The organism is Novosphingobium anseongense (assembly GCF_037482895.1).
GTDB lineage: Bacteria > Pseudomonadota > Alphaproteobacteria > Sphingomonadales > Sphingomonadaceae > Novosphingobium > Novosphingobium anseongense.
Window position 1 is genome coordinate 240,935 of the sequence record NZ_JBBHJZ010000004.1, and the last position, 20,726, is coordinate 261,660.

Sequence of the window (20,726 nt, forward strand, 5' to 3'; positions counted from 1 at the left end):
TTACATCAGGGCCGAGAACAGCGCGTAGAGCCCGCCCGAGAGCAGGATCGAGATCGGCAGGGTCAGCACCCAGGCCATCAGCAGGTTGCGCACCGTGCTCATCTGCAGACCCGAATTGTTCGCCGCCATCGTGCCGGCGACGCCCGAGGAGAGGACGTGGGTGGTCGAGACGGGCAGGCCGAGGTGATCGGCGCCGAAGATCGTGCCCATGGCGACGAGTTCGGCCGAGGCGCCCTGCGCATAGGTCAGGTGCGACTTGCCGATCTTCTCGCCGACCGTGACGACGATGCGCTTCCAGCCGACCATCGTGCCAAGGCCGAGCGCGAAGGCGACGGCGATCTTGACCCAGAGCGGGATGAACCGCGTCGCCTGGTCGAGGTCCTTCTTGTAGCTGTCGAGCACGGCGGCCTGCGGCTCCGCGATACCCGCGGGCTGGTCCTTGCTCAGCCGCTTGATCGCCTCGGAGGCCAGGTACATGTCGTTGCGCATGTTGTTGACCGCGGCACCGGGCACCTTCGCCAGCGAGCCGTAGCCCTGGACCTGGCCGTCGATGTCGCGGATCAGCACGGCGAGCGCGGGCTTCGTCTCGGGCGCATATTGGCGCTCGGCGATGTAGCGCGTGACCGTGGCGCGAGCGGCGACGGTATCGGCTCCGGCGGGGGCGGTAGGATCGAGCACGGCGCTGGCCGCGGCCGAGTTGACGTGGAACTCGCTGACGTATTGCGCCGGCACCGCGCGGTTGAGCGCATAGGCGGTGGGCACCACGCCGATCAGGATCAGCATGATCAGGCCCATGCCCTTCTGGCCGTCGTTCGAGCCGTGCGCGAAGCTGACGCCAGTGCAGGTGAAGATCAGCAGGCCGCGGATCCACCAGGGCGGCGGGGTATCGCCCTTGGGCGCCTCGTAGAGCGCCTTGTTGCGCACCAGCACCTTCATCGTCAGCAGCAGCAGCGCGGCGACGCCAAAGCCGATCAGCGGCGAGATCAGCAGGGCCTGGCCGATCTCGGTGGCTTTGGTCCAGTCGACCCCGGCCGTGCCGCTGCGGCCGTGGAGCATGGCATTGGCGATGCCGACGCCGATGATCGAGCCGATCAGCGTGTGCGAGCTTGAAGCGGGAATGCCGAAGAACCAGGTCGCAAGGTTCCATACGATCGCCGCGATCAGCAGCGCGAAGACCATCGCGAAGCCCGAATTCGAGCCCACCTGGAGGATCAGTTCGACCGGCAGCAGCGAGATGATGCCGAAGGCGACCGCGCCCGTCGACAGCAGCACGCCGAGGAAGTTGAAGAAGCCCGACCAGACCACGGCGACGTGCGCGGGCAGGGCATTGGTGTAGATCACCGTCGCCACGGCATTGGCCGTATCGTGGAAACCGTTCACGAATTCGAAGCCGAGCGCGATCAGCAGCGCGACGAACAGCAGGACGAAGGGCAGCAACACCGTGGTATCGACCCCCGCGGCACTGGCATCACCATAGACGCTCCAGACGACGTAGAGCAGCGCGGCGAGGATCGCGGCGCCGAAGCCCACGAAACCGGCGCGGCCCAGGCCGCGGTCGAGGTTCGGTCGGCCGGCCTCGGCGATGTCTGCGGTAAGTGTTGCCATGGTCGATTCGTCCCTTCGACCCTGGGCGTAGGAACACACTGTTACACTCGCATGTCCGCGGTCCGACCGCGTAGTCGTGGCAAGGGCGAATTCAGGATGCGTTTACCATCTTGAAGCTATGAAAAGCGCCATGTCGCACCCGATCACTCCGCGCCGTGACGAACGTCGTCCCGTGAGGATGGCCGCTACCTGCCGCACGCAGAGCGGGATGCGCGACAATGGCTATATTTCCGATATATCGCAATATGGCTGTCGTCTGACCACGAGCACGCTGGCCGTGCGGATCGGCACGCGTATCGTCATCCGCCCACAAGGGCTCGAAGGTGTCAGCGGGACGGTTCGGTGGATCGAGGGGCCGCATGCGGGCATCGAGTTCGACGCGCCGCTCTATGGCCCGGTGGTCGATCATCTCAGCCAGATGCACGCAGCGAACCAGCCGGTGGCCGTCTCCTCCTGCTGACCGGCCGGAAAGGCGCTGGCCAAGCCCGAGGCTAGCTGCAACACTCCTCCCAAAGCGGCGTCGCAGCGCGCCGATGGGAGATGCATCAGTGACCGCCATCCGTTCCGAATCGGCGCAGGACGCGCCAAACCATCCGCTTGCCGTGCGCATGGGCGTGATCGCCTGGCTCTCGCACAATGTCCTGATCGGCTCGATCTTCGGGACGGCGGGTATTCTGCTCAAGCCCATGCAGGAACGGCTCCAGGTCACTCCCGAACTGGCTTCGGCCGGCGTGCCGATGGTGATTCTCGGTTCGGCGATCCTCGCCTCGGTCGCGGGCGTGCTCGCTTCGCGCTTTTCGCTGCGCAGCCTGATCGCGGGCAGCGCCATAGCATCGGCGCTGGCCTGGCTGCTGCTCGCCTTTACCACGAGCTTCGTCGCCTATCTCATCGCCTTCGGTCTGCTTCTCGGTCCGGCCATGTCGCTGGCGGGCGCTGTCGTGCCGCCGACTCTGGTCACGCGCTGGTTCAACCGCAACCGCGGGCTCGCCATCGGCCTCGTCCATCTGCCCGTGATCGTCACGATCATGCCCGTAGCGGGCAATTGGGTCGTCGAGCATCATGGCGTCGAGACGCTGTTCCTCGCGCTCGCGGCGCTGTCCGGCCTCGTGCTGCTGCCCGCGGCGCTGCTCGTGATCGACCATCCGCCGGGCGAGACCGCCAAGCAGGCGGTCAGCACCGGCGATCCGGTGATCGCCGATACCGGGCTGGGCCTAGCGCAATTGCTCAAGAATCCGGTATTCTGGGGCCTCGCCATCGCCGTGGGATCGATCAACACCAGTTCGGTGCTGCTCGGCGTGCATCTCGTGTCGATGGGTGAATCCTGGGGCTTCACGCGCGACCACTCGGCGCTGCTCGCGTCGGTCATGTCGATGGTCGGTATTCTCGGCTCGATCCTGTTCGGACTGGTTTCAGACCGCATCGGCGGAGGGCGGACGCTGGCGCTGATCACCTTCGACGCCGGCCTGCTGTGGCTGGCCCTCCTGCTCGGCCTGCCGTTTCCTGTCGTCGCGGTGATCGTCGGCCTGATCGGCATGCACGGATCGGGCGCGATCCCCGCGCTCAGCCGCGCCATTTCCGACGCCCTGGGGGCGGCGAGCTTCAGCCGCGCCTATGGCCTGGCGACGACGCTGACCTTGCCGCTGATGGTCATCGGCGTGGTGGGGACGGGCACGGTCTATCGGATCAACCACGACTATGCGGTGACGATCGTGGCGATGGTCGGCTATTTCGCGGTGTCGGTGCTGCTCGCGCTATGGGCCTCGGCCAAGCGTGCCGCCCCCGTCGTGGCGGCGCCGCCGCGGCTTAGAAGCCGCGCTGGACGGTCTCCATCGACTGACCGGTGACGGGGTAGCCGTAGTCCTCGGGGATCGTCAGCCAGCGTTCGCCGTCGCGGTCGACCTGGCGCGGGGTGATCATCCGCACGGGAATCGCCTCGGCCTGCGCGCGCGCTTCGGCGAACGAGGAGAACAGCGCCAGCCGGTCGAGATTGCGCCGCGTCGGGAAGATCACCTTGATGTCGCCGGCGTCGGCCAGGCGCAGCGCCTCGGCGGCGCTCGCCCAGAACAGACGCGTGTTCTCGGTCGCGTCGACGGTAATGTCGACCGCACCGGTGCCGAGATCGGCGAGGAAGAAGCGGGTGTCGAACGAGCCCTCGCGCATCGGGCACCAGTGCGCGAAAGGCACGAGCCCAGCGAGATCCAGCGTCCAGCCGAAGCGATCGAGTACCGGCGCGAGTTCGCCCGTCTCGAGCAGCAGCGCGCGCGCGGCGATCGCATCGGTGACGGTGACGGGCTGCTCGACGGCGATGGCCAGGCCGGTCTCCTCGAGCGTCTCGCGCACGCCTGCGACACGCGAGGCGGCGATCTCGGGATCGGCCTGGGATGCGAGCCGCGCTGCGAGCACGCGGTCGGCCTCGTCGACACGCCCGCCGGGGAACACCGCGGCGCCGCCGGCAAAGCGCATCTCCTTGGCACGCTGGACCATCAGGAGCTGCGGCGGACCGCCCTGCGGGCAGTGGCGGAAGATCACGACGGTGGCCGCGGGGATCACTTTGGCAGGTACGGCGGCGGTGTCGTCGGATTGCGCGTTCATCGGTGTATTGTCCTGCCGCCAATCGCGCGTGGCAAGGAAAAAGCGGCGGGCCGGAACCGGCACGTGCTGTCGGAAAACCTTACAAGTCGCGATGAAATTCCGGTAGGCATTCTTCCGAAAGCCCCGAAAATAAGCAATTTCTACGAATTGGCACGCCTCATGCTATATATGGGGTACCCCAATGTAGTCTCGAATATGAGGCGGGGCCGGATCTAGTCTCCCCGGCTCCGCCTCCTCCCCCTCCGGGACGGGGTTTTCCAAAATCACCACCCTCATCCCAGCTTCGCTAACGTCCTGCGGGCGCAAGCTTCGCCATTCCTCTCCCGCTGATGGGAGAGAAGCGAGACTGCTGAGCGCAGCGAAGCTAGTCGCAGCGGTGAGGGTGGAGGGCCTCAGCCCTCGGCGAAGAGGCCCTGCAGTTCGCCGGCCTCGAACATCTCCATCATGATGTCGCTCCCGCCGACGAACTCGCCCTTGACGTAAAGCTGGGGGATCGTCGGCCACTCGGAGAATTCCTTGATGCCCGAACGGATCTCCAGATCCTGGAGAACGTCGACGCTCTCATAGGTAACATTGAGATGGTCGAGAATCGCCACGGCGCGGCTCGAGAAGCCGCACTGCGGGAACAGCGGTGTGCCCTTCATGAAAAGGACGACCGGGTTGGACTGGACGATTTCGGCGATGCGGCTCTGTGCGTCGGACATGGCTTGGTAGGGACCCTGATTTATGCGGTTCCTAGTTGGGAACCTCGGTCTTGAGTTGCAAGGCGTGGAGCTCGCCGCCCATGCGGCCGCCGAGCGCTTCGTAGACCAGCTTGTGTCGCTGCACGAGCGACTTGCCGCGGAAGCTTTCGGAGACGACGCGCGCCGCATAGTGATCGCCGTCGCCGGCGAGGTCGGTGATCTCGACCTCGGCATCGGGCAGGGCGGCGCGGATCAGCGCCTCGATCTCTGCGGCGGGCATCGCCATGGGCTCAGGCCTCGCCCATCAGCGCGCGGCGGGCTTCGACGGCCTTGTCGGCGAGCGCAGTGCGAACTTCGCCCTCGCTGGCGTCGACGCCGGCCGAGACCAGATCGCCGAGCAGCTTGCGGATCACGTCCTCGTCGCCGGCTTCCTCGAAGTCGGCCTGGACGACGCCCTTGGCATAGCCTTCGGTTTCAGCCGCCGAGAGGCCCATGCGCTCGGCCGCCCACTGGCCCAGCAGCCGGTTGCGGCGCGCCTGGATGCGGAACTGCATCTCTTCGTCGTGGGCGAACTTGGCTTCTTCTCCGCGTTCGCGGTCCTCGAAGGTCGTCATCTCGGCTCCTTGTGGTGTTCGCGCCGCGATAGGGCGGCGGGCTCGCGCATTCAATCCCTGCCGCGCTTCGGCGCGGTCCGGGGCAAGTCAGGCGGCCTGGCGACCGGGGTGCGCCAGGAAGGGCAGGTCGTTGTCGGCGCGCTTCTCGTAGGAACCGATCGCATCGGCCTGCGCCAGGGTCAGTCCGACCTCATCGAGCCCGTTCAGCAGGCAGTGCTTGCGGAACGGATCGACTTCGAAGGTGAAGCGGTCCTGGAACGGTGTGGTGACGCTCTGCGTCTCGAGATCGACGTCGATCGGGTCGGTCTTGGCGACCTCCATCAGCCGGTCGATCGCGTCCTGCGGCAGGACCACGGCGAGGATGCCGTTCTTGAAGGCATTGCCCGAGAAGATGTCCGAGAAGCTCGGCGCCAGCACGCAGGTCACGCCCATGTCGAGCAACGCCCAGGCGGCATGCTCGCGACTCGATCCGCAACCAAAGTTGTCGCCGGCGATCAGGATCGGCGCGCCGGCATATTCGGGATCTTCGAAGACGTTGCCCGGTTCCTTGCGAACGGCCTCGAAGGCACCCTTGCCCAGGCCTTCGCGCGTGATCGTCTTGAGCCAGTGCGCGGGAATGACGACGTCGGTGTCGACGTTCTTGCGTCCGAACGGGATCGCGCGGCCGTGGACGTGATTGATCGGCTCCATCAATCGGTCTCCGGCGTCTCGCTCACGGGCTTGGGCAAGGCCTTCTGGGCCCGTTCCTTGCGGCGCGAGTTGTAGAGCAGCGCCGCGGTCAGCGCGGCCGAGCCGATCGCGGCGCCCGCAAGCGCGGCCTTGCCCGTCCAGCTCGATTTGTCGGTCTTGTCGGTCATGAGGCCTCCTATGTGCATGCCTGCGCGCGGACGCAAGCTTCGGCTGCGGTTTCTAGGACAGGAATTCCCGCAATTCGAGCCAGCGTTCGCGCTTGGCCTCGAAGCGCATGGCCGCATAGGCCGGGCTGCTCGACGGCAGATCGACGAGGCGGACTGTCGCGTCGGTGAGCAACTTGCGCCCGATCCGCGCCGAAGTCCCGCCGTTGAACGCGACCGCGCGCAGGGCGGGCAGGCCGGCGACGAGCTCGGCCAGCGGGGCATGTTCGACCTCGCGGATCGCCGCGTCGAGGCTGCCCTGGCGCACGGCCGAGGCGATCGTGTCCCACAGGCCGATGCCGTGCGCGCGCAGAGCATCTCGCCTGGTCTCGTATTCGAGCGAGGCCAGGTCCTCGCGCCCGATCACCGCGCCGGTGAGCCGCCAGAACTGGTTCTGCGGATGGGCATAGTAGCGCCCGGCCGCCAGCGAAGCCTCGCCCGGCAGGGTGCCGAGAATCAAGACGCGCGTATCGGCGAAGACGAAAGGCGCGAAAGCGGACTTGCGCGCCTCTGTCAGGTCCCGAGCCGGATCAGGCGGGTTCGCCAACGAGCGTCCGCACGTCGGTCAGCTTACCCGTCACCGCCGCCGCAGCAGCCATGGCCGGCGAGACGAGGTGGGTGCGCGCGCCGGGGCCTTGGCGGCCGGTGAAGTTGCGGTTGCTGGTCGAGGCGCAGCGCTCGCCGGGCGGGACCTTGTCGGGGTTCATCGCCAGGCAGGCCGAGCAACCGGGCTCGCGCCATTCGAGACCGGCCTCGGTGATGATCTTGTCGAGTCCTTCGGCCTCGGCCTGGGCCTTCACCAGGCCCGAGCCGGGGACGACGATCGCCCACTTGACGTTGTCGGCCTTCTTGCGGCCGCGCAGCACTTCGGCGGCGGCGCGGATGTCCTCGATGCGGCTGTTGGTGCACGAACCGATGAACACGTTCTGGACCTCGATGTCGGTCATCTTCGTGCCCGGCTGAAGGCCCATGTAGTCGAGGCTGACCTGTGCGGCCTGCTGCTTCGAGGCATCGGCGAAGCTCTCGGGCGCGGGGACCGTGCCGCCGATCGGCACGACGTCCTCGGGGCTCGTGCCCCAGGTCACGGTCGGCTGGATGTCGGCGGCGTCGATGTGCACCGACTTGTCGAATTTCGCGCCGGGATCGGTCGCCAGGCTCTTCCACCAGGCAACGGCCTTGTCCCAGTCCGCGCCTTTGGGCGCGTAGGGGCGGCCGTTCACATAGGCGAAGGTCTTGTCGTCGGGTGCGACCAGGCCGGCGCGGGCGCCGCCTTCGATCGACATGTTGCAGACGGTCAGGCGGCCCTCGACGCTCATGTCCTCGAAGGTCGAGCCGCAGAACTCGATGACGTGGCCGGTGCCGCCGGCCGTGCCGATCACGCCGATGACGTGGAGCACGACGTCCTTGGGCGTGACGCCCGGCGCGAGCTTGCCGTCGACGCGAACCTCGAAGGTCTTCGACTGCGACAGGATCAGGGTCTGGGTGGCAAGCACGTGCTCGACCTCGGTGGTGCCGATGCCGAAGGCCAGCGCACCGAGGCCGCCGTGGCACGAGGTGTGGCTGTCGCCGCAGACGATCGTCGCGCCGGGCAGCGAAAAGCCCTGCTCGGGACCGACGACGTGGACGATGCCCTGCTCGACGTCGACTTCGCTGATATAGCGCACGCCGAATTCGGGCGCGTTCTTGGCCAGGGTCTGGAGCTGGTTGGCGCTCTCGGCGTCGGCGATCGGCACGCGGTTGCCCTGGGCATCCTTGCGCGCGGTCGTCGGCAGGTTGTGGTCGGGTACGGCGAGCGTGAGATCGGGGCGGCGCACTGGGCGGCCGGCGACGCGCAGCGCCTCGAAGGCCTGCGGGCTGGTCACTTCGTGGACGAGGTGACGGTCGATGTAGACGAGGCAGGTGCCGTCGTCCCGGCGTTCGACGACGTGGGCGTCCCAGATCTTCTCGTAGAGCGTGCGCGGTGCAGTGGTCATGCAGCGGCAGCTAGGCCCGTCGCAGGTGCATTTCAAGCGTCTTGCAGCCTATGGCAGATGCGCGAAAGCGCGGCGATCCGTTGGACCGCCGCGCTCCCGGAGATGCCCCTAGGGGCAAGCTGGCTCAACCGCGGCGGCCGTCCCAGTCGCGACGCTCCATGCGGAGTGCGATGCGGACGGAATTCACGCGCTGCTGCAGGTTGCGGACCTCGTTACGGTCGAGCCCGTTGCGCGCATACTGGGCATAGAGCCGCTTCACCTCGTTGGCCTGGCGGCGCAGGCCCTGGGCCTCGCGCTGCGAAATCGTGCGACGCTGGGCGGCGCGGGTGATCGTATTGTCGAGCGAATTGATATCCTGGCGAATTTCGTTGTTGCGCGCCGGCGTCAGGCGCCAAGCGTCGTTGCGGTTGTCGCCGCGCGCGTCGTGCCGGTTGTCGTGGCGCGGGCCGCCATAGGGCTGGGCCTGGGCGGCGCCGGCCAGCGAGAGCGCGGCGGCAGCGATGGCGAGCGGGGCGGCGAACTTGGTGAACTTGGTCATGGACTTTCTCCGTCTCTCCCGGGGGGCTGGGAGGTGTTCAGGAAACACCCGAACCGTTGAAAAGGCTCGTTTCAAACTGTCGCAATTGGTCGCCAGATGCCGCGGACATGGCCAACCGATGAACTTCGGATTAAAGGGCGAAGCCATGCCCATCGCTACCGCTGTCCTGATCGTGATTGCCACCGTCGCCGCGATGGAACTCGTCGCCTGGGCGAGCCACAAATACGTGATGCACGGCTTTGGCTGGGGCTGGCACCGCGACCACCACGAGCCGCACGACAAGTTGCTCGAGAAGAACGATCTCTACGCGCTGTTCGGCGCGGCGATGAGCATAGCGATGTTCGCGCTCGGCAGCCCGCTGGTGATGGGCGCCGCGGCCTGGGAGCCTGGCACCTGGATCGGCCTCGGCGTGCTGCTCTACGGCGTGATCTACACGCTGGTCCACGACGGTCTCGTCCACCAGCGCTACTTCCGCTGGGTGCCGCGCGGCGGCTATGCCAAGCGGCTGGTCCAGGCGCACAAGCTCCACCATGCGACCACGAGCAAGAAAGGCGGCGTCAGCTTCGGTTTCGTGATCGCGCGCGATCCCGCTTCGCTCAAGCGCGAGCTGCGCGAACAGCGCCAGGCGGGGATCGCCGTGCTGCGCGAGGCGATCGAGGACTAGGTCTCAGCCGCCAGGCGATCGAGCCAGGCCTGCGCCTGCTTGGGTTCACCCACCGCTTCGGGGCCGACCGGGCCGCGCGCCGCGAGGAATTCGCGATGCAGGTCGAACGGCGGCATGAAGAGCTGATCGCGCGCCTTGTCGATCTCCCCGGCGAGTTCGTCGAGCTCGGCGAGGACCGGGGCCACGCGTTTCTGCGCCACCTTGTCCTTCTGCTGGTCGAACAGGCCCCACTTGCCCGCGACGGTCACGCGCAGCGCGGCGACGAGCGCGGCGAGATATTCGGCTTCGAGTTCGGCGCGGCGATCATCGAGGCGGGCGAGACGGTCTGCTTTGGCCATCGCCTGCCTTACTAAGCCTCGTGCCCGCGCGCAAATCGACGGAGCCCGGCGCGAAAATGTCCCTTTTCTGCGCCGCCCGCGGCTTCGCTGGCTAGGCACCCGCCGGATGCTGGCCGATGCTTGCGGTCAAGCGATAGCAAAAGGGAAGAGGCATGGAACGTCAGCAGGAACAGGATCTCACCGGCAAGGTCGTGATCGTCACGGGCGCGAGCCGCGGCGTCGGGCGGCAGGCGGCGCTCTATTTCGCCGAGCGCGGCGCCAAGGTCGTGCTGGCCGCGCGCACCGTCGATCCCGATCCCGAGCTGCCCGGCAGTCTCGGCGAAGCCTTGAAGGCGATCGAGGCCATGGGCGGGGAGGCGCTGGTCGTGCAGACCGACCTCGCCAACCGCGCCGACCTGCAGAAGCTCGTCGATGCCACGGTCGAGCGCTTCGGCGGGATCGACGTGCTGGTCAACAACGCCGCCTCGACCGTCGGCTCGGTCTGGCAGAAGAAATTCCTAGACCTGACCTTCGACGAGTGGAGCAACGACTTCGACATCAACCTCCACGCGCCATTCACCCTGATGCAGCTCGTCACGCCGATCATGGCCGCGCGCGGCGGCGGGCGGATCGTCAACGTCACCACGGGCAGCGGCGAGGTCTTCCGCATGACCGAGGAGCATGTGCCGCCGGGCGAGGTGGTCGGACGCAACCTCGTCGTGCCCAGCTATTTCGCTAGCAAGCGCGCGCTTGACCGGCTCGGCAACGTCATCGCCCCCGAACTGCGCAAGCACGGCGTCTACGTCATCGGCCTGCACCCGGGCTGGGTCGCGACGGAGATCGTCAGCGCGCGGCTCGAGGCGCAAGGCTTCGATCCCAAGGAAGGCGACAACCGCCCGGTGCCACCCAGCGTGCCCGCGCGGATGATCGTCTACTTTGCGAGCTGCGCCGATCCCGACGAGTATACCGGGCGCCTGTTCTGGGCCGAGCGCGAGATGGCCGAACTCGGCGTGCCGGCCGAGGTGACGGAAACGGAACGGACCGCCGAGGAACGCCTGATCGTCACCACGAAGGTCTAGAGCCTGCTCCGGTTCGTGATAGGATCGCGGCCACGCCGCTAGGACGGCGGTTGGGACAGGCAAGGATGACGATGGCGCAATTGGGCCGCGATCCGATCATGACGCAGCGCCGGCGCGAGCTGGCGCGATGGGTGAACATCGAGAAGTCGATGCTCGACGACGTCGACCGCTTCACCGCGGAGAACCGCCTCGATTTCGCTGGCGGCGCGGTCGAGGTGCGTCAGTTTTCCTGGTCGAAGCCGGTCGAGAGCGTGTGGAGCACGGCGAGCCATTGCTACCTGCTGCACCTCTCGCTCGACGGGAAAGGGCCGCCGAACATCGTCACCAACCTCACGTCCGGGCGCAACGCCGCGAGCAGCATGGGCGCGCTGGCACTGGTGCCGCCGGGGCAGGCGCTCTCGTGCCTGAGCGCGGCGGGATCGTCGCGCGCGATCCGCTGTCTGCTCGATGCGCGCTTGCTCGAAGGCTTCCTCGCCGACCTGCCCGAGTGGCATGATGGCCTGCTGCACGAGGCCTTCAGCCTGTCGGGCGGCCAGATCGAATGGCTGATCCGGCGCATGTACCGCGAGCTGTCCGCGCCCGATTTCGCGACCGAGGCGATGCTCGCGACCTTCGCGCAGCAGCTCGCGGTCGAGATCGTCCGCAAGTTCGAGCTGCGCAGCGTCGCCGATTTCCGCCGCGGCGGCATGGCGCCCTGGCGCCTGCAGCGGCTGCGCGATCGGCTCTATGCCGAAGACCCGCTGCCCGATCTCGCCGAACTGGCCGAGCTTTGCGACATGACCGTGCGCCACCTCGCGCGCGCCTTCCGCACCGAAACCGGCCAGACTTTGGGCAAGTACCGCGAAACGGTGATGGTCGAGCGCGCGACGCCGATGCTGCGTCAGGGTCTGCCCGTCACCGAGGTGGCGGGGCGGCTCGGTTTCTCGAGCTCGGGCGGTTTCCGTTCAGCCTTCCGTCGCGCGACCGGCCTGCTGCCGAGCGAGATCAAGGCGGCGAATTAGGGGCTGAACCCTTCAACCCGCCCCGCAGCATTTCTTGTACTTCTTGCCTGATCCGCAGGTGCAGGGATCGTTGCGGCCGATCTTCGCGGGCCGCGGCGTCTCGGCAAGGCCATCGGCTGCGTCGCGGTGTTCGCGGCGCCAGGCGTCGAGCCGCAGCGTCCATTCGGGGATGCGCGCGGGTGCCTCCTGCGTCAGGCGGTCGATCTCGGCGCGATCGAGGTCGCTCTCGTCGCGGGCGATGCGGACCAGCGTGTCCATGCCCGCCATCGCCGCAGCCGCTTCCGCGTCGCCGCTCGCGGCGATGGCGGCCCAGGACCGCGGATAGAGGTTCACCGCCGCGGCGAAGCCCTCGATCCACAGCTCCCACATCACCTCGTCGTGCTGCGCGTCGATCTCGAAGAACGGCGCGTGGCGGCCCGCGGCGAGCGCCTGGCGGAGCCTGTCGTGGTGGTCGAGCACCAGGTCCGCATACCAGCGCGCCTCTTCGTCATCGACGAACGGCGCCGCGGTGCCGTCGGCGCTCCACACCAGCGGCAGCCAGTCTTCGGGCGGCACGCGATCGGGGCAGACGATCACCCCGGCCAGATAGCCGTCGAGATCGCTGAGCAGCATGGCCTCGCTCTCGGCGGGCAGGCTCGCGAGCGCGCCGTCGAGGCGGCGGAGGCGGGGGGACGAGATGCGCATGGTCCGCCCCTAGGACGATCGGGCTCTCGCGGGAAGCCGGCTATCAACCCCAGCCGCGGCGCGTGCCCTTCTCCCAGGCGCCCGCCGGGGCATAGGGCAGGCCGATGTCGTGGAGCGTCAGCACACCCGGCTTGGCCGCGACGATCTGCGAAATTGCGTTGATCGTCGCGTAGGATGTCGTCGCGGTCGGGCTCCAGGCGCCGTCGACCGGCGAGTCCGCGGGATTGGAGAAATGCATGCGCAGGTCGACGCTCGGCGCGCCGTCGACGACGAGGTGGTATTCCTTGTCGTCGATGTCCCAGTCCTCGGCGATCTGCTTGGTCAGATACCAGGTGATCTGCGCGCGCACCCGCGTCTCGCCGTTGATCTTGCCGTTCCAGCCGGCGCGCACCGCGGCATTGGTGCCCTTTTCCATGAGGAACCAGCCGAGGTCGACGCGCTCGGCGGCCGTCGCATAGTCGCAGTAGAAATCGACCTCGTCGAGTTCGAGGCCCAGGCCTTCGGCGACGCGTTCGGCGGCGTCCTTGAACATGACCAGCCAGGTCTTGGCCGCCTCGATCACTTCGTCGGTGACGCCGTGCTGGCCCATGCGGAAGAAATTCCAGGTCTCGGGCGATTCGTAACCCGAGCAGTCGGCCGATTCGTAGATCGAGACGCAATCGACGCGCGCGCAGACCGCGGTGATCGCGGTGGCCAGCGAGTTGATCCAGCCGGGATTGATGCCGGTGATGTAGAGCGAGGCCTTGCCGCGCTCGCCCGCCGCCTGGAGCCGGTCCTTGACCGCGCCGCGGATGCCGCCGACGTGGAAGAACAGATTGGTGCTGAGCACGTTGATGCCGGCTTCGAGCAGCTTCGCCACTTCATCGACGTCGCCGGTGAACGACGTGTAGATCACCGCGTGCGGGCGGGCAGCGATGATGTCGTCGATGCTGTTGGTCGCCTTGATCCCGGTATCGGGCCGACCGCAGAGCGCGCCGGCGTCCCGGCCTACCTTCTCGGGCGAATGAGCATAGACGCCGACCAGTTCGAGGTCGGGATTGTCGAGGATCCCCTGCATGGCCAGCCTGCCGACCTTGCCCGTGTTCCACTGGACGACGCGCAGCTTTTCCATCCGATGTCTCCCGTTATCGCTGATTTGCGCGGAATACGGACCTTCGGTGCGGTGCGGGTCAATCCCCGTTTGGGGACGTCTATTCGGGCCGTGTCGCGATCCAGGTGCCGGTGCAGAGCAAGACCGCGGTAACGCCCGCGGCGCCGGGCCAGCCGATTGTCAGCCACGAGACGACCGAGCTCAGCGCCATGACCACCAGGGCCGAGACCTTGGCCTTGCGCGAGATCGCCTTGCGATCGCGCCATTGCCGCAGCGAAGGGCCGTAGCGCGGGTGGGCGTAGAGCCGCTCGGCCCATTCGGGCCGACTGCGCGCGAAGCAGTAGACCGCAAGCAGCAGGAACGGCACGGTCGGCAGCACGGGCAGGAAGGCGCCGATCGCGCCGAGCGCGACGCAGAGCAGTCCGGCGGCCAGGTAGAGGTGCCTGGCCATCCTCGGCTCAGCCCGCCGCGTAGCGTGCGGCGGTTTCCCGGATCAATGCGATCATGTTGGGAATGCCCTGGGTGCGGTTCGACGAGAGCTGGTTCTTGAGCCCGAATGGTTCGAGCAAGGCGGCGATGTCGGTTTCCGCGATTTCCCGGGCCGGGCGATCCTGGACCGCTGACAGAACCAGCGCGACGATGCCCTTGGTGATCCCAGCGTTGCTGTCGGCGAGGAAGTGCAGGCGCCCATCATTCTCGGCATCATCGAGCTTGGTCGGATAGACCCAGACGCTGGCCGAGCAGCCGCGAACCTTGGTGGCGTCGGTCTTGAGCGGTTCGGGCATGGGATCGAGCTCCCGGCCGAGTTCGACCAGCATGGTGTAGCGGTCGTCGCCTTCGAGAAAGCTGTATTCTTCGAATATGTCGTCGAGCGTGCGCATGGCCGGTCATCTAATCGAAGCGCGCGGGTGCACAAGCCCCGCGCGCCCGATCATGATGTTGGTATCGGCGATCAAGGCAGTCTGCTGTCGCCTTCGACCCGCTGCGTGTCGCGCAGGGCGTCTATCTGGGCGGAGATGTCATAGCCGCGATCGGTGACGATGCGTTCTAGCACGCGCACGCGCTCTTCGAGTTCGCGGATGTGCGTCGCGTATTGCGCGGCCTTTTCCGCGGTTTCCACCGTGGCGCCCTTGAGCTGCATCTCGGCCAGCTTCGTCTGGTGCCGCGACCAGACGATGAAGCCGACCATGATGAAGGGCGCCAGCGGGATGAGTACGGCGAAGTCCATTGGTGATTTCCCCCTCGATCCGGCGTGTCAGCGCAGCCCATCGATCTCGCGCGAGAGGCGCGGGTTCGATGCGGAATAATAGGTCTCGACGTCACCGAGCGGGCTGCCCCCGTCGCGCCAGTCGGTACGGCTGGCGCCGAAGCTAGAATGCCGGTCGTAGCGATCCTCGAGTTCGGCTGGGCGCGGATTGGCGACGAGGCCGATGAGCAGGTAGACGAGCAGCAGCGAACCGACGCCCGCCAGGAACAGGAGCGCGGTCGCGATGCGGATCCAGAGGGCATCGACGCCCGTATAGTCGGCCAGGCCGGCGCAGACGCCCATCAGCTTGCCGTCGCGCTTGTTGAGGTAGAATTTGCGTCGCATGACTTGCCTTTCACGCTGTGCTTTTGAGGGTCAGTTCGACGGGTCGCGATCGCCGAGCTTGCGCTTGAGCGCCTCGAGTTCGCGGTCGACCTTGTCGTTGCTTTCGAGCGCGGCGATCTCGTCGGCGAGCGAGGGCTGGGCCCCATTGCCTCTTTGGCCACCGAGGTCGAGCGAGTCGGCCCGGCCTTCCGCGTAATCGACGCGGCGTTCGAGCTGGTCGAACCGGGCCATCGCCGCATCGACGCGCTCGCTCGACATCAGCGTCCGCATGCGTACGCGATGCTCGGCGCTTTCGAGCCGGACCATGATCGAGCGCTGGCGCTGGCGGGCTTCGCGCAGCCGGTTCTGCAGCTTGTCGATGTCGTCCTCGTAGGCGCGCACCGATTCCTCGAGCGTGGCGATCTCGCGCTGGAGCTGGGCGACGAGGTCGGCTGCCTTCTGGCGCTCGATCAGGGCGGCGCGGGCCAAGTCCTCGCGGTCCTTCGACAGGGCGAGCTGCGCCTTCTCGGTCCAGTCGGCCTGGAAATGCTCGAGCTTGGCGATGTGGCGACGCATCTCCTTCTGCTCCGCCAGCGAGCGCGCGGCGCTCGAGCGGACCTCGACCAAGGTCTCCTCCATCTCGAGGATGATCAGGCGGATCATCTTGGCCGGATCCTCGGCCTTGTCGAGCATGTCGGTGATATTGGCGGCGATGATGTCCCGCGTGCGCGAGAAGATGCCCATGCGGCGTACTCCGGTTTGCGGTCTGGGATAGAGGCGAATGCGATCGATTTCCATATCGATCCGGGAAGGACGCGCGCCGACGGGCGGCAGCGGTGCCGGCTCGGGTGCGGTGGGGGTGAAGGCGGCGGTCTGGTCGGTCACGGTCTTACCTCGTGGTGCGGGCGGTGGGGCGGCGTTGCGGGCTGGCCGGGCAGCCGGTGTCGCGGGTGGCTGCGGCCCATTGCGGCGGAGGCTCGCAACGCGCCGCTGGTGGCTCTTGGACGCTGAGCGAAAGGGCCAAGAGCAGGGGCACGCTCATCTCGCCACGGCCTGGAAAAGCGGCGAGAACAGCGCGAAGACGCTCATCGCGCTGACGCTGGCGAAGATCGCGCGATCGAGCAGGCTCATCGCGGGGAAAGCGGCGAGGGGTGACATGGCGGGCTGGTTGGTCATGGGTGAGGTCCTTCCTTCAAGTTTTCTGTCCACCCTTGAGCAACGGTCGTGCCAAATTGGTATTTCGTCTTTAATTCAATGGATTGATGATTTTTTCCGGATTTGGGGTGTCAACAATATTGCTAAATATAGGGAAATTACGCTAAATATTGGCAATGGAGCGCGAGGCACAATTCGTTGGAGAATCGCCTGCCTTTTTCGACGCGCTCGAGCGCGCCAGTCGCGCCGCGGCTCTCAACCGCCCGGTCCTGGTGATCGGTGAGCGCGGGACCGGCAAGGAACTGATCGCAGAGCGTCTCCACCGCCTGTCGCCGCGCTGGGGTGAAGCGATGATCGTGCTCAACTGCGCGGCGCTGCCCGAAACCCTGATCGAGGCCGAACTGTTCGGCCACGAGGCCGGCGCCTTCACCGGCGCGACGCGTGCTCGGGCTGGGCGGTTCGAAGAGGCGCACGGTGGCACCTTGTTCCTCGACGAGCTCGCTACGCTCTCGGCTGCGGCGCAGGAAAGGCTGTTGCGCGCGATCGAATATGGCGAGGTCACCCGCATCGGTGCCTCGCGGCCCTTGCGAGTCGACGTGCGTATCATCGCCGCGACCAACGAGAATCTGCCCGCGCTCGCCGAGCAGGGGTGCTTTCGTGCCGACCTGCTCGATCGCTTAAGCTTCGAGGTTATCACTCTGCCGCCTCTGCGTGCGCGGGGTGACGACGTGCTGCTGCTTGCCGAGCACTATGGCCGGCGCATGGCGACCGAGGCAGGCTGGGACGGCTGGCCGGGTTTCTCGTCCGAAGCGCGGCAGGCGCTGTCGGCGCATGTCTGGCCGGGCAACGTGCGTGAGCTGCGCAACGTGGTCGAGCGTGCGGTCTATCGCTGGGACGAGTCCGAACGCCCGGTCGCCGAGATCGTGTTCGATCCGTTCGAGAGTCCTTGGCAGCCGCGTCGCACACCTGAGCCGCCTGCGGCAGCGGTCGTGCCGACGGAGTCGGTGTCGTTGCCGTCCGAGCCCGGCGATCTGCGCGCCGCTGTGGATAGATACGAGCGCGGCTTGATCGAGCAGGCGCTCGCGCGGCACCGCTGGAACCAGCGCAGCACCGCGCCCGAGCTGGGCCTGACCTACGATCAACTGCGTCATGCGATGAAACGGCACGGGCTGTTTCAGCGCGCCTGATCGCTCTTGCATTCGGCCGCAGTTGCGCCTATTTGCGCCATATCCCGACATTGTGATGCAAGGTCAGGGCCGGCACCGAAAGGTGGCGGCGCCCACCGGCCTTGCTCGTGTTTCGGGTTTTTGGAGTTTTCATGGCGGATATCGCGCGCATTATCGAGATCGTCGAACCCGAGGCCAAGGCCCTGGGCTTCGAACTCGTGCGCGTGGTCTATTTCAGAGGCGGCGAGATCGGGCCTCTGAGTGAGGCCGACGAATACACGCTCCAGATCATGGCGGAGCGGCCCGAGACTGGCCAGCTCGTGCTCGACGATTGCGCCGCGCTGTCGCACCGGATTTCCGATCGAATCGATGAGCTCGAAGCGGCGGGCGACGTGCTGATCGGCGATGCCTACCGGCTCGAGGTGAGCTCGCCGGGTATCGATCGCCCGCTGACCCGCGTGAAGGACTTCGCCGACTGGACCGGCCATGAGGCCAAGGTCCAGCTCGTCAGTGCGGTCGCCGACAACCGCAAGGCGCTTCAAGGCGATATCGTTGCTATCGAAGATGGCGTGATCGCGTTCGATGACCGCAAGAGCGGTCGCGTCAGCTTTCCGTTTTCTGATGTCCAGTCCGCCAAGCTGATCTTGACCGACCGATTGATTGCCGCCACGCGCCCGTTGGAAGCCGACGGCGCCGAAGAGATTTTCGAGGAACAGGAAGACTCATAATGGCCAGTGCGATGTCCGCAAACCGCGCCGAACTGCTCGCGATCGCGAATTCGGTCGCCACCGAGAAGATGATCGACAAGTCGATCGTCATCGAGGCGATGGAAGAGGCGATCCAGAAGTCCGCGCGCAACCGCTACGGTGCTGAAAACGACATCCGCGCCAAGCTCGACCAGCGCACCGGCGATCTGCGCCTGTGGCGTGTCGTCGAGGTCGTCGAGGAAGTCGAAGACTACTTCAAGCAGGTCGATCTCAAGGCCGCGCAGAAGCTCGACAAGAACGCCAAGCTCGGTGACTTCATCGTCGATCCGCTGCCGCCGGTCGATCTTGGCCGCATCGACGCGCAGTCGGCCAAGCAGGTGATCTTCCAGAAGGTCCGCGATGCCGAGCGCGAGCGCCAGTACGAGGAATTCAAGGATCGTGCGGGTGAGATCATCACCGGCGTGATCAAGTCGGTCGAGTTCGGCCACGTCATCGTCAACCTCGGCCGCGCCGAGGGTGTCATCCGCCGCGATCAGCAGATCCCGCGCGAAGCCGCCCGCGTCGGCGAGCGCGTGCGCGCGCTGATCCTCAAGGTCGAGCGTCAGAACCGCGGTCCGCAGATCTTCCTGAGCCGCGCGCACCCCGAGTTCATGAAGAAGCTCTTCGCGCAGGAAGTGCCCGAGATCTACGACAACGTCATCGAGATCAAGGCGGCCGCCCGCGATCCGGGCTCGCGCGCCAAGATCGGCGTGATCAGCCGCGACTCGTCGATCGACCCGGTCGGCGCCTGCGTCGGCATGAAGGGCAGCCGCGTCCAGGCCGTCGTGCAGGAACTGCAGGGCGAGAAGATCGACATCATCCCCTGGAGCGAGGATACCGCGACCTTCGTCGTCAACGCGCTCCAGCCCGCGACCGTCAGCCGCGTCGTCATCGACGAGGAAGAGAGCCGCATCGAAGTCGTGGTGCCCGACGACCAGCTGTCGCTGGCCATCGGCCGCCGTGGCCAGAACGTGCGTCTGGCCTCGCAGCTCACCGCTTCGGCGATCGACATCATGACCGAGCAGGAAGCCTCGGAGAAGCGCCAGAAGGAATTCGCCGAGCGCTCGAAGATGTTCGAGGAAGAGCTCGACGTCGACGAGACGCTGTCGCAGCTGCTGGTCGCCGAAGGCTTCAGCGAGCTCGAGGAAGTCGCCTATATCGAGCTCAGCGAGCTGGCCACGATCGAAGGCTTCGACGAGGAGCTGGGCGAAGAGCTGCAGAGCCGCGCGACCGAAGCGCTCGAGCGTCGCGAGGAAGCGCACCGCCAGGAGCGTCGCGGTCTGGGCGTCGAAGATGCCCTGGCCGAACTGCCGCACCTGACCGAGGCGATGCTGGTCACGCTCGGCAAGGCCGGCATCAAGACGCTCGACGATCTGGCCGATCTGGCCACCGACGAGCTCATCGCCAAGAAGCGCCAGGAGCAGCGCCGCCGCGACAATTCGCCGCCGCGCCGCGACAGCCGCCGCGAAGAAGACAAGGGTGGCGTGCTCGGCGAGTACGGCCTGAACGAAGAGCAGGGCAACGAAATCATCATGGCCGCGCGTGCGCACTGGTTCGAAGACGAACCGGCAACAGAGGAGGCCGCCGATGCGGAATCCTCGCAATGAGCGCCTAGGCTCCGACAGGTCAGCGGCTGAGCCGGAGAGGAAATGCATCCTTTCCGGCGAGCACGCGGCGCGTGACGCGCTGATCCGTCTGGCGATCTCGCCCGACGGATTGGTGCTGCCCGATGCCCTCGCCCGCGCCCCCGGACGCGGGGCGTGGATCGGTGTTTCGCGTGCAGACCTTGAAATCGCGATCGCCAAGGGCAAACTAAAGGGAGCGCTGGCGCGCGCGTTCAAAGGCGCGGCGCTGACCATTCCCGACGATCTGGCCGAACGGATCGAGATCGCGCTGACGCGCACCTTCACCGATCGTCTCGGGCTCGAGATGCGGGCGGGCAAGTTGCTTGTCGGCTCCGATCGCATCGCCGAGAACGCGCGACAGGGCAAGGTCGCCTGGCTCGCGCATGCGGCCGACGCGGCCGAGGACGGATCGCGCAAGCTCGATCAGGCCTGGCGCGTGGGCGAAGATGCGGAAGGCAGTGGTCTGCGTGGCGACACCTTGCCACTGGACCGGGCGGCTCTGTCTGTGGCATTGGGCCGCGACAACGTCGTCCATTTGGCGCTCGCGGACAAAGCGGCGGCCGCAAGGCTATCCGAACCGCTGCAGCGCCTGCTCCGTTACCTCGGCTCCGCCGGCGCACCAGATGAAGGTGGAGCCGCCGCCGAGGCGACAGACACAGATGAAGGCAAAGACTCGGCGGATACCGCTGCGCCGCTTGCCATGACGACGAATTTGGACCGAAGGGCATAAG

General features: G+C 66.8%; 28 protein-coding genes. 9 read left to right on the forward strand and 19 right to left on the reverse strand.

All coding sequences use genetic code 11. The features are described from left to right. Window positions 1-1,605 carry an inorganic phosphate transporter gene (locus WG901_RS19090; protein ID WP_339588705.1) on the reverse strand — a complete coding sequence of 535 codons (1,605 nt, stop codon included), beginning with the start codon at window positions 1,603-1,605 and terminating at the stop codon, window positions 1-3. A gap of 130 nt (window positions 1,606-1,735) precedes the next feature. Between WG901_RS19090 and WG901_RS19095 the strand changes: the two genes are divergently transcribed. Both WG901_RS19095 and WG901_RS19100 read left to right on the forward strand, forming a co-directional pair. Then, a complete protein-coding gene (locus WG901_RS19095) occupies window positions 1,736-2,065 on the forward strand; it encodes a PilZ domain-containing protein (protein ID WP_339588706.1) in 330 nt (109 codons plus the stop codon). Between the two features lie 88 nt (window positions 2,066-2,153). Next, window positions 2,154-3,449 carry an MFS transporter gene (locus WG901_RS19100; RefSeq protein WP_339588707.1) on the forward strand — a complete coding sequence of 432 codons (1,296 nt, stop codon included), beginning with the start codon at window positions 2,154-2,156 and terminating at the stop codon, window positions 3,447-3,449. On the opposite strand, the gene WG901_RS19105 is transcribed toward WG901_RS19100, so the two are convergent. The 9 genes from WG901_RS19105 to WG901_RS19145 form a co-directional block, all read right to left on the reverse strand. Beyond that, entirely contained in the window at window positions 3,409-4,197 is a 789-nt protein-coding gene (locus tag WG901_RS19105) for an NUDIX hydrolase (RefSeq protein ID WP_339588708.1), read from the reverse strand. The two genes, WG901_RS19100 and WG901_RS19105, sit on opposite strands and share 41 nt — an antisense overlap. 392 nt (window positions 4,198-4,589) lie before the next feature. Further along, a complete protein-coding gene (gene grxD, locus WG901_RS19110) occupies window positions 4,590-4,901 on the reverse strand; it encodes a Grx4 family monothiol glutaredoxin (protein ID WP_339588709.1) in 312 nt (103 codons plus the stop codon). 31 nt (window positions 4,902-4,932) lie between these two features. Further along, window positions 4,933-5,166, reverse strand: a complete 234-nt coding sequence (locus tag WG901_RS19115) for a BolA family protein (protein WP_339588710.1) — start codon at window positions 5,164-5,166, stop codon at window positions 4,933-4,935. Between the two features lie 4 nt (window positions 5,167-5,170). Next, window positions 5,171-5,494: a DUF1476 domain-containing protein gene (locus WG901_RS19120; protein ID WP_339588711.1), complete on the reverse strand. Its 324-nt coding sequence runs from the start codon at window positions 5,492-5,494 to the stop codon at window positions 5,171-5,173. 87 nt (window positions 5,495-5,581) lie between these two features. After that, window positions 5,582-6,184, reverse strand: a complete 603-nt coding sequence (gene leuD / locus WG901_RS19125; RefSeq protein ID WP_339588712.1) for a 3-isopropylmalate dehydratase small subunit — start codon at window positions 6,182-6,184, stop codon at window positions 5,582-5,584. Next, window positions 6,184-6,351 carry a hypothetical protein gene (locus tag WG901_RS19130; RefSeq protein ID WP_339588713.1) on the reverse strand — a complete coding sequence of 56 codons (168 nt, stop codon included), beginning with the start codon at window positions 6,349-6,351 and terminating at the stop codon, window positions 6,184-6,186. The genes leuD and WG901_RS19130 overlap by 1 nt, the downstream gene beginning before the upstream one ends. Window positions 6,352-6,403: 52 nt before the next feature. Then, window positions 6,404-6,934 (reverse strand): DNA-deoxyinosine glycosylase, encoded by a 531-nt coding sequence (locus WG901_RS19135; protein ID WP_339588714.1) that lies wholly within the window; start codon window positions 6,932-6,934, stop codon window positions 6,404-6,406. Beyond that, entirely contained in the window at window positions 6,918-8,360 is a 1,443-nt protein-coding gene (leuC, locus tag WG901_RS19140) for a 3-isopropylmalate dehydratase large subunit (RefSeq protein ID WP_339588715.1), read from the reverse strand. Before leuC ends, WG901_RS19135 begins: the two co-directional genes overlap by 17 nt. A 124-nt stretch (window positions 8,361-8,484) precedes the next feature. Beyond that, window positions 8,485-8,898 (reverse strand): hypothetical protein, encoded by a 414-nt coding sequence (locus WG901_RS19145; RefSeq protein ID WP_339588716.1) that lies wholly within the window; start codon window positions 8,896-8,898, stop codon window positions 8,485-8,487. Window positions 8,899-9,043: 145 nt separating this feature from the next. Here WG901_RS19145 and WG901_RS19150 point away from each other — a divergent pair, with 145 nt between their 5' ends. After that, window positions 9,044-9,562, forward strand: a complete 519-nt coding sequence (locus tag WG901_RS19150; RefSeq protein WP_339588717.1) for a sterol desaturase family protein — start codon at window positions 9,044-9,046, stop codon at window positions 9,560-9,562. Here the strand turns inward: WG901_RS19150 and WG901_RS19155 are convergent. Continuing rightward, complete coding sequence (locus WG901_RS19155) at window positions 9,559-9,900, reverse strand: hypothetical protein (protein ID WP_339588718.1); 342 nt, start codon at window positions 9,898-9,900, stop codon at window positions 9,559-9,561. The genes WG901_RS19150 and WG901_RS19155 overlap by 4 nt on opposite strands. A gap of 152 nt (window positions 9,901-10,052) precedes the next feature. Between WG901_RS19155 and WG901_RS19160 the strand changes: the two genes are divergently transcribed. Then, window positions 10,053-10,958: an SDR family NAD(P)-dependent oxidoreductase gene (locus WG901_RS19160; protein ID WP_339588719.1), complete on the forward strand. Its 906-nt coding sequence runs from the start codon at window positions 10,053-10,055 to the stop codon at window positions 10,956-10,958. A 71-nt stretch (window positions 10,959-11,029) separates the two neighbouring features. After that, window positions 11,030-11,959 (forward strand): helix-turn-helix domain-containing protein, encoded by a 930-nt coding sequence (locus tag WG901_RS19165; protein ID WP_339588720.1) that lies wholly within the window; start codon window positions 11,030-11,032, stop codon window positions 11,957-11,959. 12 nt (window positions 11,960-11,971) lie between these two features. On the opposite strand, the gene WG901_RS19170 is transcribed toward WG901_RS19165, so the two are convergent. From WG901_RS19170 to WG901_RS19205, 8 genes are all read right to left on the reverse strand, one after another. Continuing rightward, a complete protein-coding gene (locus WG901_RS19170) occupies window positions 11,972-12,643 on the reverse strand; it encodes a UPF0149 family protein (protein WP_339588721.1) in 672 nt (223 codons plus the stop codon). Between the two features lie 43 nt (window positions 12,644-12,686). Next, complete coding sequence (locus WG901_RS19175; RefSeq protein ID WP_339588722.1) at window positions 12,687-13,754, reverse strand: NAD(P)H-dependent amine dehydrogenase family protein; 1,068 nt, start codon at window positions 13,752-13,754, stop codon at window positions 12,687-12,689. Between the two features lie 79 nt (window positions 13,755-13,833). Beyond that, window positions 13,834-14,184 carry a YbaN family protein gene (locus WG901_RS19180; RefSeq protein ID WP_339588723.1) on the reverse strand — a complete coding sequence of 117 codons (351 nt, stop codon included), beginning with the start codon at window positions 14,182-14,184 and terminating at the stop codon, window positions 13,834-13,836. A gap of 7 nt (window positions 14,185-14,191) precedes the next feature. After that, complete coding sequence (locus tag WG901_RS19185; protein WP_339588724.1) at window positions 14,192-14,614, reverse strand: SufE family protein; 423 nt, start codon at window positions 14,612-14,614, stop codon at window positions 14,192-14,194. Window positions 14,615-14,685: 71 nt separating this feature from the next. Continuing rightward, the gene (locus WG901_RS19190; RefSeq protein WP_339588725.1) at window positions 14,686-14,961 is read right to left on the reverse strand and encodes a hypothetical protein; all 276 of its coding nucleotides are present in this window, start codon (window positions 14,959-14,961) and stop codon (window positions 14,686-14,688) included. A 27-nt stretch (window positions 14,962-14,988) separates the two neighbouring features. Beyond that, a complete protein-coding gene (locus tag WG901_RS19195; RefSeq protein ID WP_339588726.1) occupies window positions 14,989-15,324 on the reverse strand; it encodes a PspC domain-containing protein in 336 nt (111 codons plus the stop codon). 30 nt (window positions 15,325-15,354) lie between these two features. Beyond that, the gene (gene pspA / locus WG901_RS19200) at window positions 15,355-16,101 is read right to left on the reverse strand and encodes a phage shock protein PspA (RefSeq protein ID WP_417603730.1); all 747 of its coding nucleotides are present in this window, start codon (window positions 16,099-16,101) and stop codon (window positions 15,355-15,357) included. Between the two features lie 240 nt (window positions 16,102-16,341). Further along, window positions 16,342-16,479: a hypothetical protein gene (locus tag WG901_RS19205; protein WP_339588727.1), complete on the reverse strand. Its 138-nt coding sequence runs from the start codon at window positions 16,477-16,479 to the stop codon at window positions 16,342-16,344. A gap of 155 nt (window positions 16,480-16,634) precedes the next feature. Between WG901_RS19205 and pspF the strand changes: the two genes are divergently transcribed. The 4 genes from pspF (at window position 16,635) to WG901_RS19225 (ending at window position 20,725) form a co-directional block, all read left to right on the forward strand. Beyond that, window positions 16,635-17,645 carry a phage shock protein operon transcriptional activator gene (gene pspF / locus WG901_RS19210; protein ID WP_339588728.1) on the forward strand — a complete coding sequence of 337 codons (1,011 nt, stop codon included), beginning with the start codon at window positions 16,635-16,637 and terminating at the stop codon, window positions 17,643-17,645. A 131-nt stretch (window positions 17,646-17,776) separates the two neighbouring features. Further along, the gene (gene rimP, locus WG901_RS19215) at window positions 17,777-18,352 is read left to right on the forward strand and encodes a ribosome maturation protein RimP (RefSeq protein WP_339588729.1); all 576 of its coding nucleotides are present in this window, start codon (window positions 17,777-17,779) and stop codon (window positions 18,350-18,352) included. Then, window positions 18,352-19,977, forward strand: coding sequence for a transcription termination factor NusA (gene nusA / locus WG901_RS19220; RefSeq protein WP_339588730.1), 1,626 nt, complete (start codon window positions 18,352-18,354; stop codon window positions 19,975-19,977). The genes rimP and nusA overlap by 1 nt, the downstream gene beginning before the upstream one ends. Beyond that, the gene (locus WG901_RS19225) at window positions 19,958-20,725 is read left to right on the forward strand and encodes a DUF448 domain-containing protein (protein WP_339588731.1); all 768 of its coding nucleotides are present in this window, start codon (window positions 19,958-19,960) and stop codon (window positions 20,723-20,725) included. The genes nusA and WG901_RS19225 overlap by 20 nt, the downstream gene beginning before the upstream one ends. Window position 20,726 lies beyond the last annotated feature (1 nt).